Here is a 21,546-nt window from a genome sequence, read left to right as displayed (position 1 = left end):
ACTTTGTCAAAAATTTTACCTTCCTTGACTCAAGTAGTTTTTAACGTGTCAACGTTTTGATAGCGAGCTCTCAACGCTGATAAGCTAAACTACTTCAAGCGATACCCTTATCAAAAAGTCGGCTATCCCTTAACAAAGAAATAACGCCCGCTTTCATAATTCACACAAACCTTAGAAAAAATGCCCCCACGGCACTTATAATGGCCTCTAACGGTTCGGCTAAGCGTAGTGCGGTAGTAAGGAAACTTTTCGTTTCCGTCTGTGCACGAAGCTAAAGCTTATTGTTTTGCTTTTTCTTTTTTTGTCCAAAGCTAAATCCATAAGATTTAGCGACTTCATAAATATACACAGACCTTTCGTTTTAGCCCTAAAGTCCGCATTACGTTTAGGCATTGTTGTGGGTAGTTTTTCGCTCAATAATGCACCCAATAAGAGTCCGTTTCTTCTCCATCATCAACCATTCTAATTTGGACGTCAAATAATTCAGTCAGTATTTTTTCTTTAAACGAGTTGTCAAATTCCTCTAATTCCAGCTCCTCAATATGTTCCGAGATTTTGTCTCCGGTATGCCATTTTTCCGTCACAATTTTTTCAATCAGAATATTCAATTCTGGTGAAGGAACTTGTGTTTCAGTTTTATGCCAAATAAATTCCTGCCTTTCTTCTGGGTCATTTTCATCATAAATTGCAATTCCACTAATTGAGTCAACTGTTTCATTCGTTAATTCAATTCTTTCAACTCCGTACAATTTGAGATAGGATTTTAAAAAATCCAGCCGTTTTGATTTGGTCATTTTGATGGGTATTCTGAAAGATAAATTTCCATTCCAATTTTGCTCATAATACCCATCATATTTTTGCTAATAACTCCGCCACCACCATTTGCCTCATTTCTAATTCCAAATCCAATGTCAGCAACATACTGCCCAATAGGAAGGTGTTTTCCAGTTTTTTCTAACCAATTTTCCAGTTCAGAAATTTGATATGGTAAATCCCAACTTTTATCGCACAACCAAGCTAGCCTTTCATTATTTTTTTCTTTATAAATATTAATTGGCATTATTGACTAAATGTTTTTTTAAATTACCCACAACGGTTCGGCTATGATTTCGGTCTGGGAAATCCGTTAGGATTTTTCAGGATCGGAATCGAGCCAGATTAAAAGTACTAAATTTTCTCATTAGAAAAGGCAAGACTGAATTATAGGCATTGTTGTAAAACGTATTTTTTTTAAATGTTGTGAATCCGTCCTTTAAGTTTTTTTCTATTAAAAGAACTAACTCTTACTTGATCTTGTTTATTTATAATTCCGTATGCCACCACAGGGATTAATAAAAAACTTCCGACTATGAGAATCACATAATGATTTCGACTTCCGGTAAATATTGGGCTTACAAAAAAGAACATAAGTGGTGTGCCAATTAAGAAAATAAGTCCAGCACCAATTTTCGCTAAATTCGATTTTTTTGCATTTAGTTCGTCCACGTAAAAATCGGTTGTCCGTCCGCAATTTTTACAAGTCAGCTTTTTACTTTCTCCGTCTTGCATTGTAAATTCCACCCGAGTATTGGCATTGGTTGAATATCCAATTTCACTATTGCATTTGGGGCATTTTCCGTAAACTTTCATTTATTTGGAGTGCTCTTTTTATATGTTTTACAACGTAAGGATAACCGTATACATACGGTTATTTCTATTTTATACGTATGGCTAATCTAATGGATTTTTTATTGTTTTAAAAGTATTAGTGGCTACATGTGTGTAAATTTCTGTTGTTTTAGTAGAGCTATGCCCAAGTAATACTTGAATTTGTCTTAAATCTACACCCGATTCTAATAAATGTGTAGCAAAACTATGGCGCAGCACATGTGGCGTAACACTTTCACGGATTCTAGCTTTTTCAGAGGCTAATTTTACAATTCTCAGAACACTTTCTCCACTGTATTTGCCACCTTTTTGTCCTTCAAACAAATAATCCTTTGGTCTAAATTCTTTAAAATAAATCCTTAAATCGTCCAAAGCATTTTTTGAGAGAAGGGTAAATCTATCCTTATTGCCTTTTGAATTTTGTACTCGGACTAACATTCGCTTACTATCAATATCATTTACTTTTAGGTTCAAAAGTTCACTTTTACGTAAGCCAGAACCATATAGTAATTTTACAACACACCTATGTTTTATATTATTTGTATTGTTAATTATTAAAAGTATTTCTTGTTTAGAAATTACTTTTGGGAGCTTATATTCTTTACGTGGGCGTTCTATATTATAAAATCTATGAGGCATTCCAAGTACTACTTCATAATAAAATTTAATAGCATTTATTACTTGATTTATATAAGAGTTCGACATTTTTCTTTGGATTAGATGCTGGAGAAAAGCTCTAATATCACTCTCATCCAACGTATTAATTTCTCGGTCATAATAAAAATTAATGAACATTTCAAAAAAAGGAACATATATGCGAACTGTATTGTTAGAGTATCGTTTGAGTTCAAGCTTTAATAAATATTCTTCAGGGCAATACTTATAATGTGGGGTGATTTTTCTTTTTCGAAACCAACTTATGTCTAATGTTTCATTATCCTTTTTAATTGGTTTATTAGTTAAAAAACGATTATAGTTTATCCAAATTACGCCTTTAAACACATTGAAAATACTATTTAAATTCTGCTTGGTATTTAGTAAATACACCATTTTGTATTGATCACTCCATTTTGGATTAGACAAACTTTTAATTAGAGCCTGAATAACTTTATCAGATTCAAATTTTATACCAATCATCTTGGTGTTATTAATCATTAGATGATATAAGGTTATAGACTTAATATGTTGTTTGTATGATGAATTCATAGGATTGATTTCAAGAATTTAAAACTAAATTATAGTATACAAATGATTTAATCGTATCTTAATCGAATAATGTTCGCATAGACATTCACTTAAATTTAAAAAGATGAGATTACAGCATAACTGTTTGTATTGTAATAAAGAAATTACAGGTAGAACGGATAAAAAATATTGCAACTTACATTGTAAAAGCGCCTACCAATACCAAAAGGAAAAGCAAAATCCAGAACGCTTTTATAATATTGTAGATAATCAACTAAAATTGAATCGCAAGCTATTAAAGGAGTATAACAAGGGAGGCAAGGTGACAATAAGAACCAGTGTTTTATTGGAATTAGGGTTTAACCCAAACTTTTTCACCCATTATTGGAAAAACCAAAAAGGAGAGGTTTATCTATTTGTTTATGAATACGGATTCCTAAAAAAGACGGAACACGCAAAAGACAAATATGTTTTGGTCATATGGCAGGACTATATGGGAAAGACATAATGTTAAGATGATCGGAAGAAATTTGTAGTAAAAGTTTCTTTCACACTAATATTTCAATCGCTTTATCTAAAACGGCATTATCAAGCTCCTTAAGATACGTTTGTGTGACAGTAAGGTTTTTATGCCCCATCGATTCACTAATTATATCGGTAGCGACTCCTTTTTGTTTTAAACAGTTTGCAAAACTATGCCTGGCCACATAACTAGTGAGTGGTTTGTCGATTCCGCAAATTTTGGCAATCTCTTTTAATTCCTTGTTATATCGTTGAAGTGTTTTATGTTTTCGGTTTTCCAATTGAGATGGTGTTAAGTTGTCTTTTAATAGAATTGGAAAAACGTATTTTGTACCAATGGAAAATTCTTTATAATGATTCAGTATTTCTTGAACCGGGGCAAGAACCTTAATTTTAAAATTCCCCTTGGTTTTTGATCTCGTATAGTAGATTTTATCATTGTCAATTTCTTTCCACTCAAGTTTCATCATATCCGCAAAGTTCATACCTCTAGTGTAAAAACTAAATATGAAATAGTTTCTGGAATTAACCAATAATGGATATTTTTTTAAGTCTAAATCTCTGATTTTAATGATTTCTTCTATCTTCAAAGCTTTTTTGAGGCTTCTACCTTTTAGTTTTGAGACCTTGTAAGTTTTGAAGGGATAGTATTCCAATTTGACTATTTTTCTTTCAATGGCAAAATTATAAAGCGCTCTAATAGCTCTCATGCGTACGCCTATACCACCATCACTTCCTCCTCTTGATCTAAGAAATACTTCATACTTGTACAAAAATTCGGGGGTAATTTCTCTAAATGTAAGGCTAGTACTTTTATGAAATAAGTGCAAGGAATTGAAAGTATCCTTATTAGCTCTTGCATTGCCCGTTCTCCCTGCAGAAATCATTTCATCCATAATCTCATCCCAGAAGTAAAAAACGTTTTGTTGTACTGGGTTAGATACAATTCGAAATCGATTTTCAAAATCATTTAAAGTGAATTCATCTTTCTCCATTTCCAAGTCAGAAAGAATCTTTAAAGCTCTGTCCTTGAATTTTAGAAGTAACCTATTATTCTGGACGCTGTTTGAATTTTTACTAGTGAAACTACCAGTTATTTGGTTCCATTCATTTGGAAAAGCTCTAAATATCGTTTGAAAAAACTTGGACTTTCTGTCCTTTGACACTCTTAATGAGATGGGGTAACTACCATCAGCTAGCTTCGATTTTTTCAATACAGTCTTTACGGTTGCCATAGGTTTTGTATAAATCAGTACAACATTTTAGAAACATTCATTAAAAACCTCAATAATATCAGTACATTCATTAAAATTTATCAGTACAACATCTGTACAACAAATTGTCTAATAAAGATATATTATATGCAAACAACTACAAAATAAAAATGTATAAATTATTGATAATCAGACTATAAGATGCTAGATACTAATATATGAAAACTATAATTAGCTGACTCATAATCAGGGGGTCCCTGGTTCGAGCCCAGGTGGGACCACCGGTAAACCTCTCAAAACACTAGTTTTGGGAGGTTTTTTTATTTTAGCGCAATAGGGATATGTAAAATTTACGGGCAACTGCTATGTATTTTAATTTTCAATTATGGCTTATAGCGTAACAATTGATTTTCAGAAAAGGCAGGCATTGCAATATTAAATTTATCGTATACTGTTTTAGGAATACCAAGATCGGCTATATAAACTGCAGTAGTTGGCAACAGTTTTTCTAAAATAGTTTTTGGGGCAGCTAGAGTTAGTACCTGATTTGCTGCGAACATGGGCTGATTTTCATCTTCTGAAATGCCTATTGGAATGTCTAACGCTATTTTAAAGGCAGATGAGGCATTTGCTAGGGATATACGGTCTAAAAACTCTTTTGAAAGTGGTAACTTTTGTGAAAACCCCAAATAGGCATCTACCCAAATAGCTGGATTTTCAATTTTCTCTGTTTTAGCACCAAACAATAAGGCTCTTTCTAGCTGTTGCTTGGGGAGTTCCTTTGTAATTTTAACAGCAAGATCTAAATAAACAGAATAACCCCAAGCCGCAAGTCGTCTTGCAGCAACCAAACCTCCACCGCCATTGTTGCCGTTTCCAACTCCAATTTTTATGGTATCGTTTTTAGAAGCAGTTGCAACCACTAAATTAGCCAATTGCAAACCAGCATTTTCCATGAGTAACTCAATAGGTAAATTATACTGGGCTACAGCCAGGTTATCCATTTCTTTAAAACACCCTAATGAAAGGCTTTTAACTGCCATTATTTTTCTTTTTTATAGGTATTTATTGCTTCGGTAAAAAACTTAATTGCTTCTTTTTCAGTAGCATTTGTTGCAGCCAAAACGGCTCCTTTAAAGCCATTGTTCTTCCATTGTCCTACTGAAAGTTTGCCAAAATGAGAAGTATCTATAGCAGTACCCCCCTTATATCCACTGCAATAATAATAGTGTTCAGGAACAACGGTATCCGGAATGGCTAAACCAAAACCTACGGTTATATCAGAATGTATAGTGGTATAGGCACCAGTATCAAAATGATGTGGCCAAACTCTAACCGTAGCTGTTAATCCCATTGTATTCAATGTTTCCGATACACTATGCTGGGCTTGAGTTCTTAAAACTGCCAATGCCTTTAGTTCCAATGTATTTATTTTATAGGTATACGAATCGTCAATGGTGTATGGCAATTTGTAATGAAGTTGGTACTGGTACTTTTTGTTTAAAAATTTATCAGAAGTACTCGTGAGCCAATCTAAAACTTGCCGATGTGTTTTTCCATCTAAAGATAAAGATTCCTTGTTTTTTGGCGTATTCCAGTCCAAAGTAAAGCGATTATAATTTAAAGAAAGAATAATTCCACTTGCTGATAAAGGATGTGTTTCCAGGCGTTGATTTTCAACAGAAAAACCAAGATTCGTATGGCTATCATCCTCTTTTTTATCCAGAAAGCTTATTCCTGCTGCAGCCAAATACTGCGCTGCTATGTGCATCATTTTTTTCATGAATTTTATATTTAGTTAGTTATACCTGCGTAACTAATACCTGTTAGCCTATGCATATCGTGGTTAAATGTGGATAGGTCTTCAAAATTGAATTTAGAAACATCAGCATGACCACAAGCCCTAGCGATTACTTTTATAAGATTGTTTGTGGCCTCAAAATAATTATGCAATTGCTTGGCAGAAGATTCAATGATTAATCTACTGCGTAAGGATTCTTTTTGTGTGGCAATGCCAACGGGGCAATTATTGCTGCCACATGCCCGCATTCCTATACAACCAATGGCTTGTAAGGCAGCGTTAGAAACTGCAATGGCATCTGCACCCAGCATCATTGCCTTTGCAAAATCTTCAGCAACGCGCAACCCCCCCGTAATAACCAAGCTTACATCGGTAGCGTTTAACTTGTCTAAATAGGCACGTGCACGAGCAAGGGCAGGTATGGTTGGTACATTTATATGATCTCGTAAAATTGTTGGGGCAGAGCCTGTGCCTCCACCGCGGCCGTCTAGGATAATATAATCTACACCTACATCTAACGCAAACTGAATGTCTTTTTCAATATGGCTGGCTGCAATTTTAAAACCAATAGGTATACCTCCTGTTCGTTCTCTCACCTTTGCGGCAAAATCTTTAAAATCTTGTACACCGTGAAAATTGGGAAACGTAGCTGGGGATATAGCCGTTTCTCCTGCTTTTAACCCTCTTACGGCAGCAATTTCATCCGTTACCTTGCTACCAGGTAAATGCCCTCCTGTTCCTGTTTTAGCGCCTTGGCCGCCTTTAAAATGAAATGCTTGTACGTTATCTAATTTATCCCAGGAAAAACCAAATTGAGCAGATGCCAATTCATAAAAATAGTTACTATTACTTGCTTGTTCTTGCGGTAGCATACCTCCTTCCCCAGAGCAAATGGCTGTTCCTGATAATTCTGCTCCTTTAGACAATGCAATTTTGGCTTCTCTAGAAAGCGCCCCAAAACTCATATCACTAACAAATAATGGAATATCGAGGGTTACAGGTTTTTTTGCCTTTGGACCAATAATAACCTTGGTAGTTACCTTTTCTTCGTCTAATAAGGGTCTGCTGGCCAATTGCGCGGGCAAAAATTGAATGTCGTTCCACTTGGGAAGTGTATCGCGATCAACACCCATAGCTGCAGAAGGACCATGGTGGCCAAAATTTTTAAGTCCGTTTTGGGCTAATTCTTTTATATAAGCGGTGTACGGTTCTGTTGGCTCAGGATGCGTATCTGCATAAGCGCCTAAATAGGCATCCCTATTAAAAGGTTGTGGAAAATCGTTTAAATAGGCATCTATTTCTGCCGTATCAACATAAAGTTTTCCATCGGTAACTGTTACAGTGAACTTGTGTAAAACCTCTTCATTATTGTATTCAGAAACACCAGTATCATACCTGTAATCCCAACCATGAACACCACAGATTAAATTTTTTCCATCCAAATGACCGTCGGCCATGAGTGCACCTCTATGTAAACACCTGCCATATAATACCGAAATATCATCATCAAACTTTACAATAACGAGGTCTAGTCCCTTTACTAAGGCGTGCGCTGGTTTTTTGTTTTCTAAATCGTTTAGTTCTGCAATTGCTACTAGTTTGCTCATAGAATTTATTTGTTGGTTCCTTTATTTGACGGGAAATAGTCACAATACTTTCAGGATAGAAGTTACAAAAAGAATAAGCAATAAATCCCGAGCTATGAAATTGTTATTTTTCAACCCTATTGTTGTTAATCGTTTTGGTAAACCATATTTTTAGGGTACCATAAATTTCAAAAATTTTGAACGCTGTTTAACTGCAGTAATTTAATTGGTTGCAAACCGTATATAAGAAGCCTATGAAAACAGTAAAGAGAAGTATAGCAATACTAGGTATAGCACTATTAGTTGTAAGTAGTAGTATAGCTCAACAAAAGTTTGAATCGCCAAAATTATCGGACCCAGATTCTTGGACCATGATTATGGTTCCTGATACACAATCTTATGTAAAATTTGCGAGAAACCAAGGTATTTTAGATTTGATGACAGCTTGGATTAGTGAGAACATACAACCTTTAAATATTAAAATGGTCTTGTGTACTGGAGATTTGGTAGAACAAAATGAAATGATTGTACCAGACAATGTAAACGGAAATGAGACTAGTAGAAACCAGTGGCTGGCAGTTGCTAGGGCATTTGGGCGTTTGGATGGCAAAGTGCCTTACGTATTGGCGGCAGGGAATCATGATTATGGATATAAGAGTGTTGAGCATAGAGGCTCTAATTATGATGTTTATTTTCCGGCGCATAAAAATGCGGCTAATAGTCCCTTATTAAGTGCTGCAGGAAAAAATGCCAACGGTCACCCAACACTAGAAAATGCTGCCTTTGAGTTTGTATCTCCTCACGGACGTAAATTCTTATTTATGAACCTAGAGTTTGCTCCTCGAGATACTATTGTACAATGGGCAAAAGGGGTTAGCGGACAGGAAAAATACAAAGATCATACCGTGGCACTACTTACGCACTCCTATTTAAATGCAAAAAATGAACCAATTGAAAAAGAAAACTATCCCATTACTGATGGTAATTATGGAAAAGCACTTTGGGAGAAATTAGTACAACCGTCTCAGAATATCCAATTGGTTTTTTCTGGACATATTGGAGGTGCTAATGATTTTAAGGCCCATGTTGGTTTTAAGACCGATAAAAATGAGGCAGGGAAAAAGGTAAACCAAATGACATTTAATGCCCAAGCAATGGGTGGCGGTTGGCATGGTAATGGAGGGGATGGCTGGTTGAGAATTTTAGAATTTTTACCTGACGGAAAAACGGTAGTAGTGCATACCTATTCTCCCTTCTTTGCAGCATCGCCAGCAACCAAGCATTTAGCTTGGAGTACAGAAAAGTTTAATGATTTCTCTTTTACCCTGGATTAAACCCAAAATAAGGGAGATTCTATTCAGCAAAAAAGCTATGGAGCTATTTGCCAGTTACTTCATTTTATTCTTCCACAACGCGGAGGGAGACAGGCCTTATTGGCTGGTAATTGGAAATTAATTTGGTATAATGTTAACCAAGCGGGAGATTTTGAGGGCTATAACCTGGAAAATGACCCCAGCGAAACAAAGAATATTAGTAATGATTTCCCAAATAAGATCCAAGAACTCATTCAGGAATTAAATAAAAGTAGAAAGCCATCCAAGGAATTTCAATTTAAATAATGGAAGATAAAATCATAATTGAGAGATGTAAATTACTGTGGGATAAACCATCCTCTAACTTTTTTAAAGCCAGATTTAAAATCATTTTTGCCTGTGCTTTACTAGTTTGCCAGTTTGGTTATTCACAACGGAACGAGGTAGTCAAGGTTGTTATTAAAATGGATAAGGAATATCAGACCATCCATAACTTTGCAGCTTCAGATGCATGGACAGCGCAATATACGGGCTTATGGCTAGATCATAAAAAGAACAGAATGGCCGATTGGTTGTTTAGTCTGGAAAACCATACAGATGGTTCTCCAAAAGGAATTGGGCTATCGGCCTGGCGTTTTAATATTGGTGCAGGCAGTGCAGCCCAAGGAAGCGAAAGTGGGATTAAAGATTCATGGAGAAGAACCGAAGGTTTTTTAAGGGACAATGGGAGTTATGATTGGCGAAAACAAGCAGGACAACAATGGTTTTTACAGGCGGCAAAAACAAGAGGTGTGGAACATTTTATAGCCTTTGTGAATAGTCCACCCATACAAATGACCAGAAACAATAAGGCGCATTCAGAGGACGGTTTGGCGGCTAATTTATCTCCAGAAAAATATGTGGACTACGGGGTGTTCTTGGCAAGCTTTCTTCATCATTTTAAGGATAGTCTAGATATTGATTTTGAATATATAAGTCCATTTAACGAACCCCAGTGGGAATGGAAAGGTGGGCAGGAAGGTTCCCCTTGGAACAATAATGAATTGGCAGATGCTACCCGGGTAATCGATTCTGTTTTTATCCGGCAGAAAATAGATTCTAAAATAGAGCTTACTGAGGCTGGGGCCATAGATTATTTAACAAGGAAAAAAGAAAAGCATCACAATAGGAGCAACCAAATTGAGACTTTTTTTAGTCCAGAGAGCACCCACTATCTAGGCAATTTAAAATCGGTTGCCCCAAAGGTTGCAGCACATAGCTATTTTACGACTTGGGATATCCAAAAACTTAAAAGGGAAAGAGAGCGAATCGCTGAAAAGCTACTTCAGTATCCTTCGTTGGAATATTGGATGAGCGAATACTGTATTTTGGAGAACAATGAGGAAATAAAGGGAAAAGGCCGTGATTTGGGGATGCAAACGGCACTTTATGTAGCCAGGCTTATCCATACAGATCTAACCATTGCAAATGCGAGCGCTTGGCATTGGTGGTTAGCTATGAGTCCCTACGATTTTAAGGACGGACTTATCTATGTAGACAAGGATACCGAGGATGGTAATTATTTTGACTCTAAATTGCTTTGGGCTTTGGGAAATTACTCTAGGTTTATTAGGCCGGGGGCAAAAAGGGTATTTGTGGACTACAAAGGTATCAATGAGGAAGGCAATTTAAAGGATGGGGTATTGATATCAGCCTATAAAAACCAGGATAAAAGTGTAGTAATTGTGATAGTCAACCAACATAAAAAAGCCATAGAATTAAAGTTAAATATGGCATTTCCCAAAAAAACTAAGATGAAAAGTTACATCACTAACGAATCCTATAATCTTCAGAAAATGAATCAAAATTTTTCAAAAAAGAACCCGATCGAGGTTCTTGGAAAATCGGTGACAACCTTAGTGCTGGAAGCCGATAAAAGATTATAAAATTATAAACTGAGCGTACTTATAAAAGGTTGCTTTTTACCAAATCAAAATACTTACGCTTACAAGAAAAATTTCTTTTTAATATATAGATTTATCCCTTTTCACCAAACAAAAACAGCATTACCATATTTATGTTAGATAGGGTAATGCCATTTATGTATTTTAAAGGGAGTATTGGTGCTACTTGCCCGTAACCTCTAACAATTCTTCAGCAGTAAATTCTGCTCCGTCTTTAGAAGTAACCGTTCGCAATTCTTTAATTCTTGAAGTTCTTAGCTGTTTTGGTGTATCAGAAAAGGCACTTGTGGCATAGGAAATAATACTAGCAATATCTGCATCTGATATGGTTTTATTACTTTTTAAACCAGGCATGCCATTATTAAACTCATATTCAGTTCCATTTACAGTAACTGGACCTTTTAACCCGTGTAAGATGATAAGCCCAAGTCTATCCATATTTTCAGCCATGAATTCAGACTTCATAAGAGGAGGAGCTAGTCCTTCAATACCATCGCCCCATGAGCCATGACAGGCCGCACAGATTTGTCGAAATAACTTTGCTCCTTTGGTTCTACCATCTTCGGGGATTCCCTTTCTAGAATAAATAGAATTTGGTCTATCATCCTTTTTAAGTTGAATATTTTGAGCAATTGATTCACTTAAATTAGTGCTTGCTATGGCTTCATTATTACTCAGTGTTACTTGTAAGCTATCTGTTGTAATATCCGTAAAACCACTCACGATGGCTTCTTGATAAATTGGACTAGCCGTATGTTTTTCATTCAACAACATAAGCAAGGGAAGAAACTCATCTTTCGATTCTGATGCCCAAGTCCCAACCGTAGTACTTAGATATAGGTCTACAGTAGCACTATTTTTCTTTGCTAAATCTGTAAAAAGAGAACTTGCTTTCGCTACATTTTCAGGGGCAATAAAGTCCTCCATCAATACGATGGCATGGGCGGTAACATCATCCTTGCTAGCGCTAGCAATAGTTGCTAACAAATCAAAATTTAAGGCATTAAGCCCTTTAAGTGCATATAAGGAATGTATTTGTGCCAATGGTAAATCAGCATTTAAAGCCAACTCTTGGAGTTCAGGAATAACTTCTGATTTGTTTTTAAAGATAATATGGTGCTGTGCACGGTCCCTGATCCAACCATTTGTACTTTTTAAAAGTTGTGCCAATTCGGTTCCGGATAAGCTGCTTAAATCTGGCGTTTTGGTAACTGGGTTATCTTGGTGTTTTACACGTAAAATTCTTCCAAAACTAATCAAGGTATCCAATCTTTTTTCCTCAGCTTTTTTCTTTAAATACGGACTTAAGTACGCATGATGCCCAATGATGCCTCTGTGCATATCTACAATGTATAAATTACCATCTGGACCATTGGATAAACTTACGGGTCTAAAGCCTTCATCATAGGAAGCTAAAAACTCTTTGTTGTCCCATGCCTGCTTGGCTTCTGTTTTATCACCATTAAACGTAAGTATGTTTCGTTTTATTAAGTTGGCTTCAGGGACACAAACAAATACATTTTCATTATAATCCGTTGGAAAACCGCCACCCCTATAGATCAATGGTCCACATGCAGCAGTTACATTTACAAGCAGACTATCTTTGTCTAAAACGCCTTTGATATACCCTCTATTTACAGAAGCTGGATTTAAAGGATACACCCGCTGATTATTGGTTAACATTTGAGTAACGCCAACTTTTGGAACAAAAAATTGGTTGCGAACCAATCTATTAGGTAAGACATGATCTCCTAGTAATTGCCTGGAATTGTCATTGTAATACAAGCGTCCAAAGTTATCATGTGATATACCCCACTGTCCGCGAAAGGTAGTAGGTTCTTTTATCCATTTTCCGTTTTTCCGTTGGTATCTAAAATGAGATTTTGCATTGTATATCCAGTTGTCAACATTTAAGCGAAGCCCATTGGGTTGGTGTTCCGGATTGCCTTCTGCTGCATATAGTGAATCTACCAAAACTCTATTTTTAGGTTGATCATTTTCTATTTCTACAAAGTATAAGTTTGGTGGTTCAGCATAGAGTAACCCATCATAAACAAGGGCTATTGCCCTTGGAAGTACTAGACTATCTAAAAATACTTTAGCATGATCTACCACTCCATCATTATCTAAGTCTTCCAATATTTTTATACTTCCTGTAGGGTCATCTTCGCCTAGGCCATCTATATTATCCATAAAGCCAGGCATTTCTGTCACCCATATTCTTCCTTTGCTATCAAAATCCATAGCAACGGGGGCAATTAATAAGGGTTCTGAAGCAACCATCTCTAGTTCAAAACCTTCTTCAATTTTATAGTCTTCTAAGGAAATAACAGGTTCATCATAGGTTTCCTTACAACTACTAATAGTTAGTAGAATTAAAGTGGAATACAGGGGTAGTTTTAAAAGAGAAAAGCGCATAATTAAAATTAAGTTGACAAAAAAAAAGATATAGCTACAAATCTAGATATTAATATGGCATAAAAAAAATTACCCTTGTTTAGTTTTTATACTCAATGAGCTACCATAATACCTGCCTAACTATTTGTTAATGTTTTTAACAAAAACCTTTCCTTTTTTTAATATGAATAGACCAATGTCCTAACAACAGTACAAGACATTTGCCCTCGAATAACAAAAAAATAGTTTACAAATTTTAAGAAAATGAAAAAAAACCAAGTAACACTAATTTTTGCCTTTTTGGCAATTGTTGTAGGGCATGCGCAAGCTGTACTAAAAGGCAAAGTATTAGATGAAAACAATATTCCCTTAGGTGGAGCAACTGTAATTCTCAAAGGAAGTAGTACTGGAGTAGCAACTGATTTTGATGGAAATTTTGAGATTAGATTACAAAAAGAAAATGCCTCCCTTTTAGTATCCTATGTAGGGTACATTACAAAAGAAGTGAGTGCCAATGCATCACAATTTATGGAAATTCAGCTTTTGCCAGATGCTGAAAAATTAAACGAAGTTGTTGTTACAGCTTTGGGAATTACCAGAGCGGAAAAGAAAATAGGATATGCCACTCAAAAAATTGACACCCAAATATTAGAAGAAATAAGTTCCCCTAATGTTGGAAACTTGTTCACAGGGCAAGTAGCTGGCCTTTCGGTAAGTAATCCAACGGGGCTTTTTCAGAGTCCGTCTTTTTCCCTACGAGGCAAAACACCATTAATTGTTATAGACGGTATTGCTGTTGAAACAGACTTTTTTGATGTTGCGGCAAGTGATATTGCTGCTATTAACGTGTTAAAGGGAACAACGGCATCTGCATTATATGGCTCTAGAGGTAGAAACGGAGCAATTTTAATTACGACTAAGAATGCAAAAGTAGAAGGTTTAGAAGTTTCTATAACTCACAATACTATGGTGTCAGCTGGCTTTACAGTCTTCCCAGAAACACAAACAGAATACGGAAATGGATCTAATGGTAAGTATGAGTTCTGGGACGGAAAAGATGGTGGTATTTCTGATGGGGACATGATTTGGGGACCTAAGTTTGAGCCAGGAGTTCTTGTTTCACAATGGAATAGTCCAATTTATGACAGTGTAACAGGTGAGACCACTCCTTGGTGGGGAGATGTTGCTGGAACACAGTACGACGATAAATCTCGCTACTCAAGAGTGCCAACTCCTTGGGAATATCACGATAACCTAAATGATTTTATGGGCACTGGTTTTATTTCATCAACAGACTTTTCTATTGCTAGTAAATCAGAGAAAAGTTCTTTTAGGTTGTCTGGTAATTATTCCAACCAAAAAGATAGAGTGCCAAATTCAGAGTTAAAATCAGGAGGTTTAAGTTTTAAGAGTACGACTCAATTAACAAACAAATTAACTTTAGACAGTAAGCTATCTTACAATAAATTATATTCTCCTAACTACCCACGTCACGGTTACGGGCCAAAAAATCACATGTATACCATTCTTATTTGGATGGGTGATGATGTAAATGGGCAAGAGCTTAAAGATCATTTATATGTGCCGGGACAAGAAGGGTATCGACAAGCTAATTATAATTATGCTTGGTACAACAATGTTTATTTTGCAGCCAACGAGCTCAATCAAAAGTATGATGCCAATCTTATAAACGCACAATTAAAATTAAACTATAAAATCACAGATGATTTTAATATTCAAGCTAGAGGATCTGCCGTATTAAAAGATGTTTTTGAAGATAGACAAAGCCCTAAAACATATTTAAATTATGGTGATGCTAGAGATGGAGATTATAAGACATGGAATAGCGATAGGCTTACTGTAGATTATGATGTTTTAGCCTCTTACAACAAAGCCATTTCGGATGATATTTCTTTTGATGTTAATGCAGGAGCCTCTACTTACTACAGAAGATACCAAAGTGAATACAACTCAACAGATGGTTTGGTAGTACCTTATGTTTATAGCTTAAACAATACAAAAGGTAATTTAAACGCAAGCACTTATTTTGAAGAAAAAGCGACCAATAGTGTGTACGCAACTTTCGGTTTAGATTTGTATAACGCGGTGTTTTTAACTGTTGCAGGAAGAAATGACTGGTCTTCTACCTTGCCTGTAGAAAACAGATCCTATTTTTATCCATCCGCTTCTATAAGTACTATTGTCTCTAATTATTTAGAGCTCCCACAGGCTATAGATTACTTTAAATTATTTGGTTCTTGGGCAAAAGTATCTAGTGATTTAAGTCCATACCAAACAGAAGCTTATTATACCAATAATGGTGTTTTTGGCGGAAATGTAAAACTGCAATACCCTAACGGTTTAATTAATGCCGATATAAACCCAGAGAGCTCAACCTCATTTGAGTTAGGAGCATCTACAGCCTTCTTAAAAAACACCTTTAGTCTAGATGTAACCTATTACAATGTTATAGATACCAATCAAATTATAGATTTACCAATATCCAATACTTCTGGTTTTGAAAACAGAAAAGTTAATGGGAATGAGTATACTACTAATGGTTTAGAAGTTGTTTTAAATACAACCCCAATACGCACAAATAATTTTAAATGGGATATAGCCACAAACTGGAGTAGAAAAGTCAGGAAGATTACAGAAATCTATGAAGGCAACGACACCTATAATAATTTAAAATTGAATGAGCGAGCAGATAGTTATTACGCAACCGTATGGCAAAAATCGGCTGACGGAGATCTAATTTTAGGAAGTAATGGGTTGCCAATAAAGGATAATTTTCAACAAAATTTGGGACACAGTGATCCAAGTTGGACCATAGGTTTACAGAATAACTTTAAGTTTAAAAACTTAACTGTAAATGTTGGTATAGATGGTGTTTGGGGAGGATTAATAAGATCCTTAACGGTAGAGAAAATGTGGTGGGGAGGAAAACACCCTAACTCAACTGAGTTTAGAGATGCAGAATATGCAGCAGGCGTACCGGTTTATGTTCCAAATGGGGTAAATGTAACAAGCGGAGAATTGGTTACCGATGTGGATGGCACAGTGCTATCAGACACCAGACAATATCAAGATAATACAACAGCCGTTAGCTGGCAAACCTGGTCTCAAAACTATCCGTATAGAGCAGCCGTTACCTATAAAGAAAGCGAAAAATTTGCAAATATTTTTAACCGAAGCTTCTTTAAGTTACGTACACTTTCCTTGAAATACAATTTTACAGAATTAGCGAATATAGAAGGTGTGAAAAATTTAGATGTAACCTTAAGTGGTTATAATTTATTTATGTGGAAAAAGGCAGATATTATTGATCCTGATTTCGGCAACGATAATAACCTTCAAGATCCATCAACAAGATATTTAGGTCTTGGTGTTAATGTTAAATTTTAGAAATAATAATAAAATGAAAAAACTAGGAATTTTAGTCGGATTACTAATTTTGATAGCTACTTCTGCTTGTCAAAATTTATCAGAAATAAACGAAAACCCAAACAACGTTAGTGAAACACATCCACAATTGTTATTAACTAACATAGCCAGTAATGCATTTAGTGTAGATGGTACAGGAGCTTTATACGCTTCTCGTATGTTGGTACAAACAGATGGAGAAAATACGGGTCAATATTACAATTGGGATAGAGCTAGCTTTGATGATTATAACATGCTTGGTGAAGTTGCCAAAATGATAGAAGAAGGAGAGCGAATTGAAAGTGATGCGTATATCGCTTTAGGTAAGTTTTTTAGAGCGTTTTATTTCTACAACCTTACCCTTACCTTTGGAGACATTCCTTACAGTGAAGCATTGCAAGGTGAAACGGAGGCGTATTATACGCCAAAATATGATTCTCAAAAAGAAGTATTCTTAGGGATATTAAAAGATTTATCTGAAGCCAATAACCTTTTAGAGGGTACAAATACTATTATTGCTGGTGATATTATTTACAATGGTAATACAATACAATGGCAAAGATTAATTAACTCATTTAGATTAAAGGTATTAATAACCTTATCTAATAAAGAAAGCGATTCAGAATTAAACGTTCAAAGCACTTTTGCAAGTATCTACAATAACGACCCCCTAATGCAATCTATTGATGACAATGGTCAACTTGTCTTCTTAGATGAAGAAGGAAGTAGGTACACAGAATTTAATTCTAGTGGTTATGGATCTGGGATGTATATCTCATCTACCTTTATTGAAAGGTTACAGGACAAAGAAGACCCTAGGCTTTTTATTTACTGCGACAGAACTAAAAATGCAAAAGAAGCAGGTTTGGCAATAGATGATTTTAATGCCTATGAAGGAGGTGATCCATTGGCTCCTTATGCAGAAGTTAATGATAAAGCTGCAGCTGGAGACGTATCCAAAGTGAATTTAAGGTATACCACAGATCCTACAACTGAACCACACAATTTGTTAAGCTATGCCGAATTGGAGTTTATATTGGCCGAGGCTTCAGTGCGAGGATGGATAAGTACAGATGCCAAAACACATTATGAAAACGGTGTAAAAGCATCTTTTAGTTTTTACAATTCCTTTGCAAAGGGGTATGAAATGTATGTAGAAGCTTCAGATGCTGATACGTATTTAGCAGGTACTATGGTGGATTTTGACAATGGATTAACAACAGATGAAAAGTTAGACTTAATTTTGACTCAAAAATACATCACCTCATTTCTTCAGTCGGGCTGGAGAATGTATTTTGATCATATTAGAACCGGCTACCCAGCCTTGGCTCAAACATTAGGAGTTACTCCCCCTACACGATGGATATATCCTTTGTCAGAATACAACAATAACTCAGTGAATGTTGCTACTGCGATAGATGCTCAGTTTGGAACTGGAAATGATAAAATTAGAGAAATCACATGGTGGTTAGAATAAAAAGAAAGAAGTAAAAATAGCTTGTTAAGACCAATGGAAAATAACACCTTTGGTCTTAATTTGTTATATAAATTTGAATGATAGAAGTAGTAGGTTATAAAATATCTATTTTAGACATTCATAAAGTAAAAGTAAAAAACACAGTAAAATGAAGATTAAATACCAACTATTAATTTTTCTGAATTTTGTATTCGTACTGGGAATTGCCCAAAACACGGAAATCTTAATTAAGCCCTATTTGCAAGATGCATCACCAAGTTCCATTATTGTTAAATGGGAAACATCCTCAGGGGAAGAAAGTATAGTAGAATGGGGGCTTACCCCTAAACTAGGAAAGAAAACAACAGGTATTGCCTATGATATAAACTTTAGTGAAAGCAGAGTTCATGAGGTGAAAATCACAGGTTTAAAAAGGTTTACAACCTATCATTATAGGGTTGTGACCAACAAAGTTAAATCTGACATTTATCAATTTAAAACACCCCCGTTTGCTAGTGATAATGAGTCGTTCAATATTGTTGCAATGAGTGATATGCAATACGATAGCAGCGAACCAGAAAAGTTTTCAGAAGTAGTAAATCAAGGGATATTAAGGTATGTAAAAAAAGAATACAAAGGTGATTTATCAAACAATTTGGCAGTGGTTATGATTCCAGGAGATCTGGTGGTTACCGGCTCTGTTTACAGTCAATGGAAGAATCATTTTTTTAACCCAGCAGAAAAATTATTTGCTGAGGTTCCACTATATCCTGTTCCGGGGAATCACGAAAGAAACTCTAATTTCTTTTTTAAATATTTTAGCTTGCCCGAAAACGGAACAGCTGCATATTCAGAACATTGGTGGTATAAAGATTATGGCAATACTAGAATTCTTGGTTTAGATTCTAACGAAGGGTTTCGGAATCTTGGGGAGCAATTAGCATGGTTGCAAAAAGTATTGGATGAAACCGCAAAAAATGATGCCATTGATTTTGTTTTTGCTCAAATGCACCATCCACATAAATCTGAATTATGGATTCCTGGAGAAACAGATTTTTCTGGAAAAGTAGTTGCCAAACTAGAAAAGTTCTCAACAGATTCAGGAAAGCCAAGTATTCACTTTTTTGGACACACCCATGGGTATTCAAGAGGCCAATCTAAAGACCACAAACATCTTATGGTAAATGTGGCTTCAGCGGGGGGTGCAATAGACAATTGGGGTGAGTTTGAAGGTAAAGATTACGATGAATTTACGGTTACCCAAGACGAGTATGGTTTTGTGATGGTAGAGGTAGATGGGGACAAAGAAGACCCTAAATTTACGCTTAAAAGAATAAGTAGGGGCAATACAGTACACCCAAAAGATAACGAACTAACAGATAGTATTACCGTTTGGAAAAAAGACAGAAAACCGGCCACGCCTAAGGCACTAGCCCCACAAACAGTAGTGGAAGATTTTAAAGGTGTAGTTTTAAAAGCTGATCTGTTTGAAAGTACTTTTGATACTGCTTTTCACGCAGCATCGCACTGGCAAGTTTCGGAAGATAAAGATTTTGAAAAATTATCGTACAACAGTTGGAAACAACATGAAAACTGGTACTATAAGGAGAATAGACAAAAAGATGATGATTTAACCGATGAAAAAATTAAGCGCCTAAAGCCAAATACCACCTATTTTTGGAGAGTACGCTATAGGGATCAAAACTTAAATTGGAGCAATTGGTCCAAAACGGTAACATTTAAAACAAAATAAACGGGAATGAAATTAAAAAATAAAATTGTAGCTGTATTGCTTTTAATTGGGATGACGGCAGTTGCACAAAAAAACAAATCACCCAAAGTAGTATTAATAACTTTAGACGGCTTGCGTTGGCAAGAACTGTTTGCTGGTGCCGATTCTCTTTTGGTTGGCAACAAAGACTACGTAAGTAATACGGATGAATTAAAAGGGACTTTTTGGAGAAGTATGGCAGAAGAAAGAAGAAAAATACTCCTTCCCTTTGTTTGGAATACCATTTCTAAAATGGGGCAAATATATGGGAACAGGGCAAAAAATTCTAAGGTAGACCTCACCAATACTATGTGGTTTTCATACCCAGGCTATAATGAGATATTAACGGGTAAGGCCGATGATAAAAACATTACGAGTAACAGTAAAATTAACAACCCAAACACTACTGTTTTAGAAATGTTAAACAATGCCGAAGCCTATAAAGGAAAGGTTGCTGCTTTTGGTAGTTGGGATGTTTTTCCTTTTATAATCAATGAAGAACGCTCCGGAATTCCTGTGAACGCAGGATTTGAAAAAGCGAAAGGAAGTAAGCTCACGGACAAAGAAGAATTTTTGAACAAATTGCAAGGACAAACACCAAGTCCATGGGGTTCGGTTCGCTTGGATGTTTTTACTCATAATTTTGCATTAGAATATATGGAAAAAGCACATCCAGAGGTAGTGTATATTTCCTATGGAGAAACAGATGATTTTGCCCATGATGGGGATTACGATGCATACTTAAAAGCCGCAAAAAACACAGATGGCCTTATTGAAGAATTGTGGAATTTTACCCAAAATGATTCTTTTTATAAAGACAATACTGTTTTTCTAATCACCACAGATCACGGCAGAGGTACGCAACCCTTAGATACTTGGAAACACCACGGTGGTTCTGTTCAAGGAGCGGGGGAGGTTTGGTTTATTTCTTTTGGTAAAGGAGTTGCTAATTTAGGAGAAGTATCAGAAAGTGAGCAATTGTTTAGTAATCAAATTGCACCAACAGTTTTAGATGTTTTAAATATTAAAATTGATAAAGATAAAATGAAAGGCAAGCCCATAAATCTAGGTAAGAAATAGTTTTATTTTTTTATAAATATGAGTAATTAATTGTCACCCGAAACATTGGGAGTATTGAGAACTTCTAGAAACCAACAACGACCTACAAAAACAGAGCGTAAAACTTGAATTGCCATTTCGTTAAAAATAATCCGGTTTATCAAATGCAAAAAGAAGAGAGAGTCAAGAGTGAAAAGAGTTACAAGAGCCAGGAATCAGGAGTCCA

At 35.7% G+C, this 21,546-nt stretch carries 16 protein-coding genes; 7 read left to right on the top strand and 9 right to left on the bottom strand.

Annotated features, from left to right (window positions below):
- Window positions 1-413 precede the first annotated feature (413 nt).
- The 4 genes from MWU65_RS16755 to xerA all read right to left on the bottom strand — a co-directional run bounded on the left by MWU65_RS16755 (window position 414) and on the right by xerA (window position 2,784).
- Entirely contained in the window at window positions 414-794 is a 381-nt protein-coding gene (locus tag MWU65_RS16755) for a hypothetical protein (RefSeq protein WP_247079835.1), read from the bottom strand.
- Window positions 791-1,060, bottom strand: coding sequence for a hypothetical protein (locus MWU65_RS16750; RefSeq protein ID WP_247079834.1), 270 nt, complete (start codon window positions 1,058-1,060; stop codon window positions 791-793). Before MWU65_RS16750 ends, MWU65_RS16755 begins: the two co-directional genes overlap by 4 nt.
- A gap of 170 nt (window positions 1,061-1,230) precedes the next feature.
- The gene (locus MWU65_RS16745) at window positions 1,231-1,629 is read right to left on the bottom strand and encodes a hypothetical protein (RefSeq protein WP_247079833.1); all 399 of its coding nucleotides are present in this window, start codon (window positions 1,627-1,629) and stop codon (window positions 1,231-1,233) included.
- An 81-nt stretch (window positions 1,630-1,710) separates the two neighbouring features.
- On the bottom strand, window positions 1,711-2,784 hold the full coding sequence (xerA, locus tag MWU65_RS16740) for a site-specific tyrosine recombinase/integron integrase (RefSeq protein WP_247079832.1): 1,074 nt from the start codon (window positions 2,782-2,784) through the stop codon (window positions 1,711-1,713).
- A gap of 172 nt (window positions 2,785-2,956) precedes the next feature.
- On the opposite strand from xerA, the gene MWU65_RS16735 reads away from it, so the two are divergent.
- Entirely contained in the window at window positions 2,957-3,340 is a 384-nt protein-coding gene (locus tag MWU65_RS16735; RefSeq protein ID WP_247079831.1) for a hypothetical protein, read from the top strand.
- 40 nt (window positions 3,341-3,380) lie between these two features.
- Here the strand turns inward: MWU65_RS16735 and MWU65_RS16730 are convergent, their stop codons facing one another.
- The 4 genes from MWU65_RS16730 to MWU65_RS16715 form a co-directional block, all read right to left on the bottom strand.
- Window positions 3,381-4,589: a site-specific integrase gene (locus tag MWU65_RS16730; RefSeq protein ID WP_247079829.1), complete on the bottom strand. Its 1,209-nt coding sequence runs from the start codon at window positions 4,587-4,589 to the stop codon at window positions 3,381-3,383.
- A gap of 362 nt (window positions 4,590-4,951) precedes the next feature.
- A complete protein-coding gene (locus tag MWU65_RS16725) occupies window positions 4,952-5,611 on the bottom strand; it encodes an NAD(P)H-hydrate epimerase (protein ID WP_247079827.1) in 660 nt (219 codons plus the stop codon).
- On the bottom strand, window positions 5,611-6,342 hold the full coding sequence (locus MWU65_RS16720; RefSeq protein WP_247079825.1) for a hypothetical protein: 732 nt from the start codon (window positions 6,340-6,342) through the stop codon (window positions 5,611-5,613). Before MWU65_RS16720 ends, MWU65_RS16725 begins: the two co-directional genes overlap by 1 nt.
- Before the next feature lie 20 nt (window positions 6,343-6,362).
- A complete protein-coding gene (locus tag MWU65_RS16715; RefSeq protein WP_247079823.1) occupies window positions 6,363-7,976 on the bottom strand; it encodes a glutamate synthase-related protein in 1,614 nt (537 codons plus the stop codon).
- Window positions 7,977-8,209: 233 nt separating this feature from the next.
- On the opposite strand from MWU65_RS16715, the gene MWU65_RS16710 reads away from it, so the two are divergent.
- A complete protein-coding gene (locus MWU65_RS16710; RefSeq protein WP_247079821.1) occupies window positions 8,210-9,289 on the top strand; it encodes a metallophosphoesterase in 1,080 nt (359 codons plus the stop codon).
- 284 nt (window positions 9,290-9,573) lie between these two features.
- Window positions 9,574-11,193: a glycoside hydrolase gene (locus MWU65_RS16705; RefSeq protein WP_247079819.1), complete on the top strand. Its 1,620-nt coding sequence runs from the start codon at window positions 9,574-9,576 to the stop codon at window positions 11,191-11,193.
- Between the two features lie 180 nt (window positions 11,194-11,373).
- Here the strand turns inward: MWU65_RS16705 and MWU65_RS16700 are convergent, their stop codons facing one another.
- The gene (locus MWU65_RS16700; protein WP_247079817.1) at window positions 11,374-13,629 is read right to left on the bottom strand and encodes a c-type cytochrome; all 2,256 of its coding nucleotides are present in this window, start codon (window positions 13,627-13,629) and stop codon (window positions 11,374-11,376) included.
- A gap of 243 nt (window positions 13,630-13,872) precedes the next feature.
- On the opposite strand from MWU65_RS16700, the gene MWU65_RS16695 reads away from it, so the two are divergent.
- From MWU65_RS16695 to MWU65_RS16680, 4 genes are all read left to right on the top strand, one after another.
- Window positions 13,873-17,016, top strand: a complete 3,144-nt coding sequence (locus MWU65_RS16695) for a SusC/RagA family TonB-linked outer membrane protein (RefSeq protein ID WP_247079815.1) — start codon at window positions 13,873-13,875, stop codon at window positions 17,014-17,016.
- A gap of 13 nt (window positions 17,017-17,029) precedes the next feature.
- The gene (locus MWU65_RS16690) at window positions 17,030-18,511 is read left to right on the top strand and encodes a SusD/RagB family nutrient-binding outer membrane lipoprotein (protein ID WP_247079813.1); all 1,482 of its coding nucleotides are present in this window, start codon (window positions 17,030-17,032) and stop codon (window positions 18,509-18,511) included.
- A 148-nt stretch (window positions 18,512-18,659) separates the two neighbouring features.
- Entirely contained in the window at window positions 18,660-20,243 is a 1,584-nt protein-coding gene (locus MWU65_RS16685) for a fibronectin type III domain-containing protein (RefSeq protein ID WP_247079811.1), read from the top strand.
- 6 nt (window positions 20,244-20,249) lie between these two features.
- On the top strand, window positions 20,250-21,341 hold the full coding sequence (locus MWU65_RS16680; RefSeq protein ID WP_247079809.1) for an alkaline phosphatase family protein: 1,092 nt from the start codon (window positions 20,250-20,252) through the stop codon (window positions 21,339-21,341).
- Window positions 21,342-21,546 lie beyond the last annotated feature (205 nt).

The organism is Cellulophaga sp. F20128 (assembly GCF_023015805.1).
In the GTDB taxonomy this organism is placed as follows: Bacteria; Bacteroidota; Bacteroidia; order Flavobacteriales; family Flavobacteriaceae; genus Cellulophaga.
This window is presented reverse-complemented; position numbering and strand designations above follow the sequence as displayed.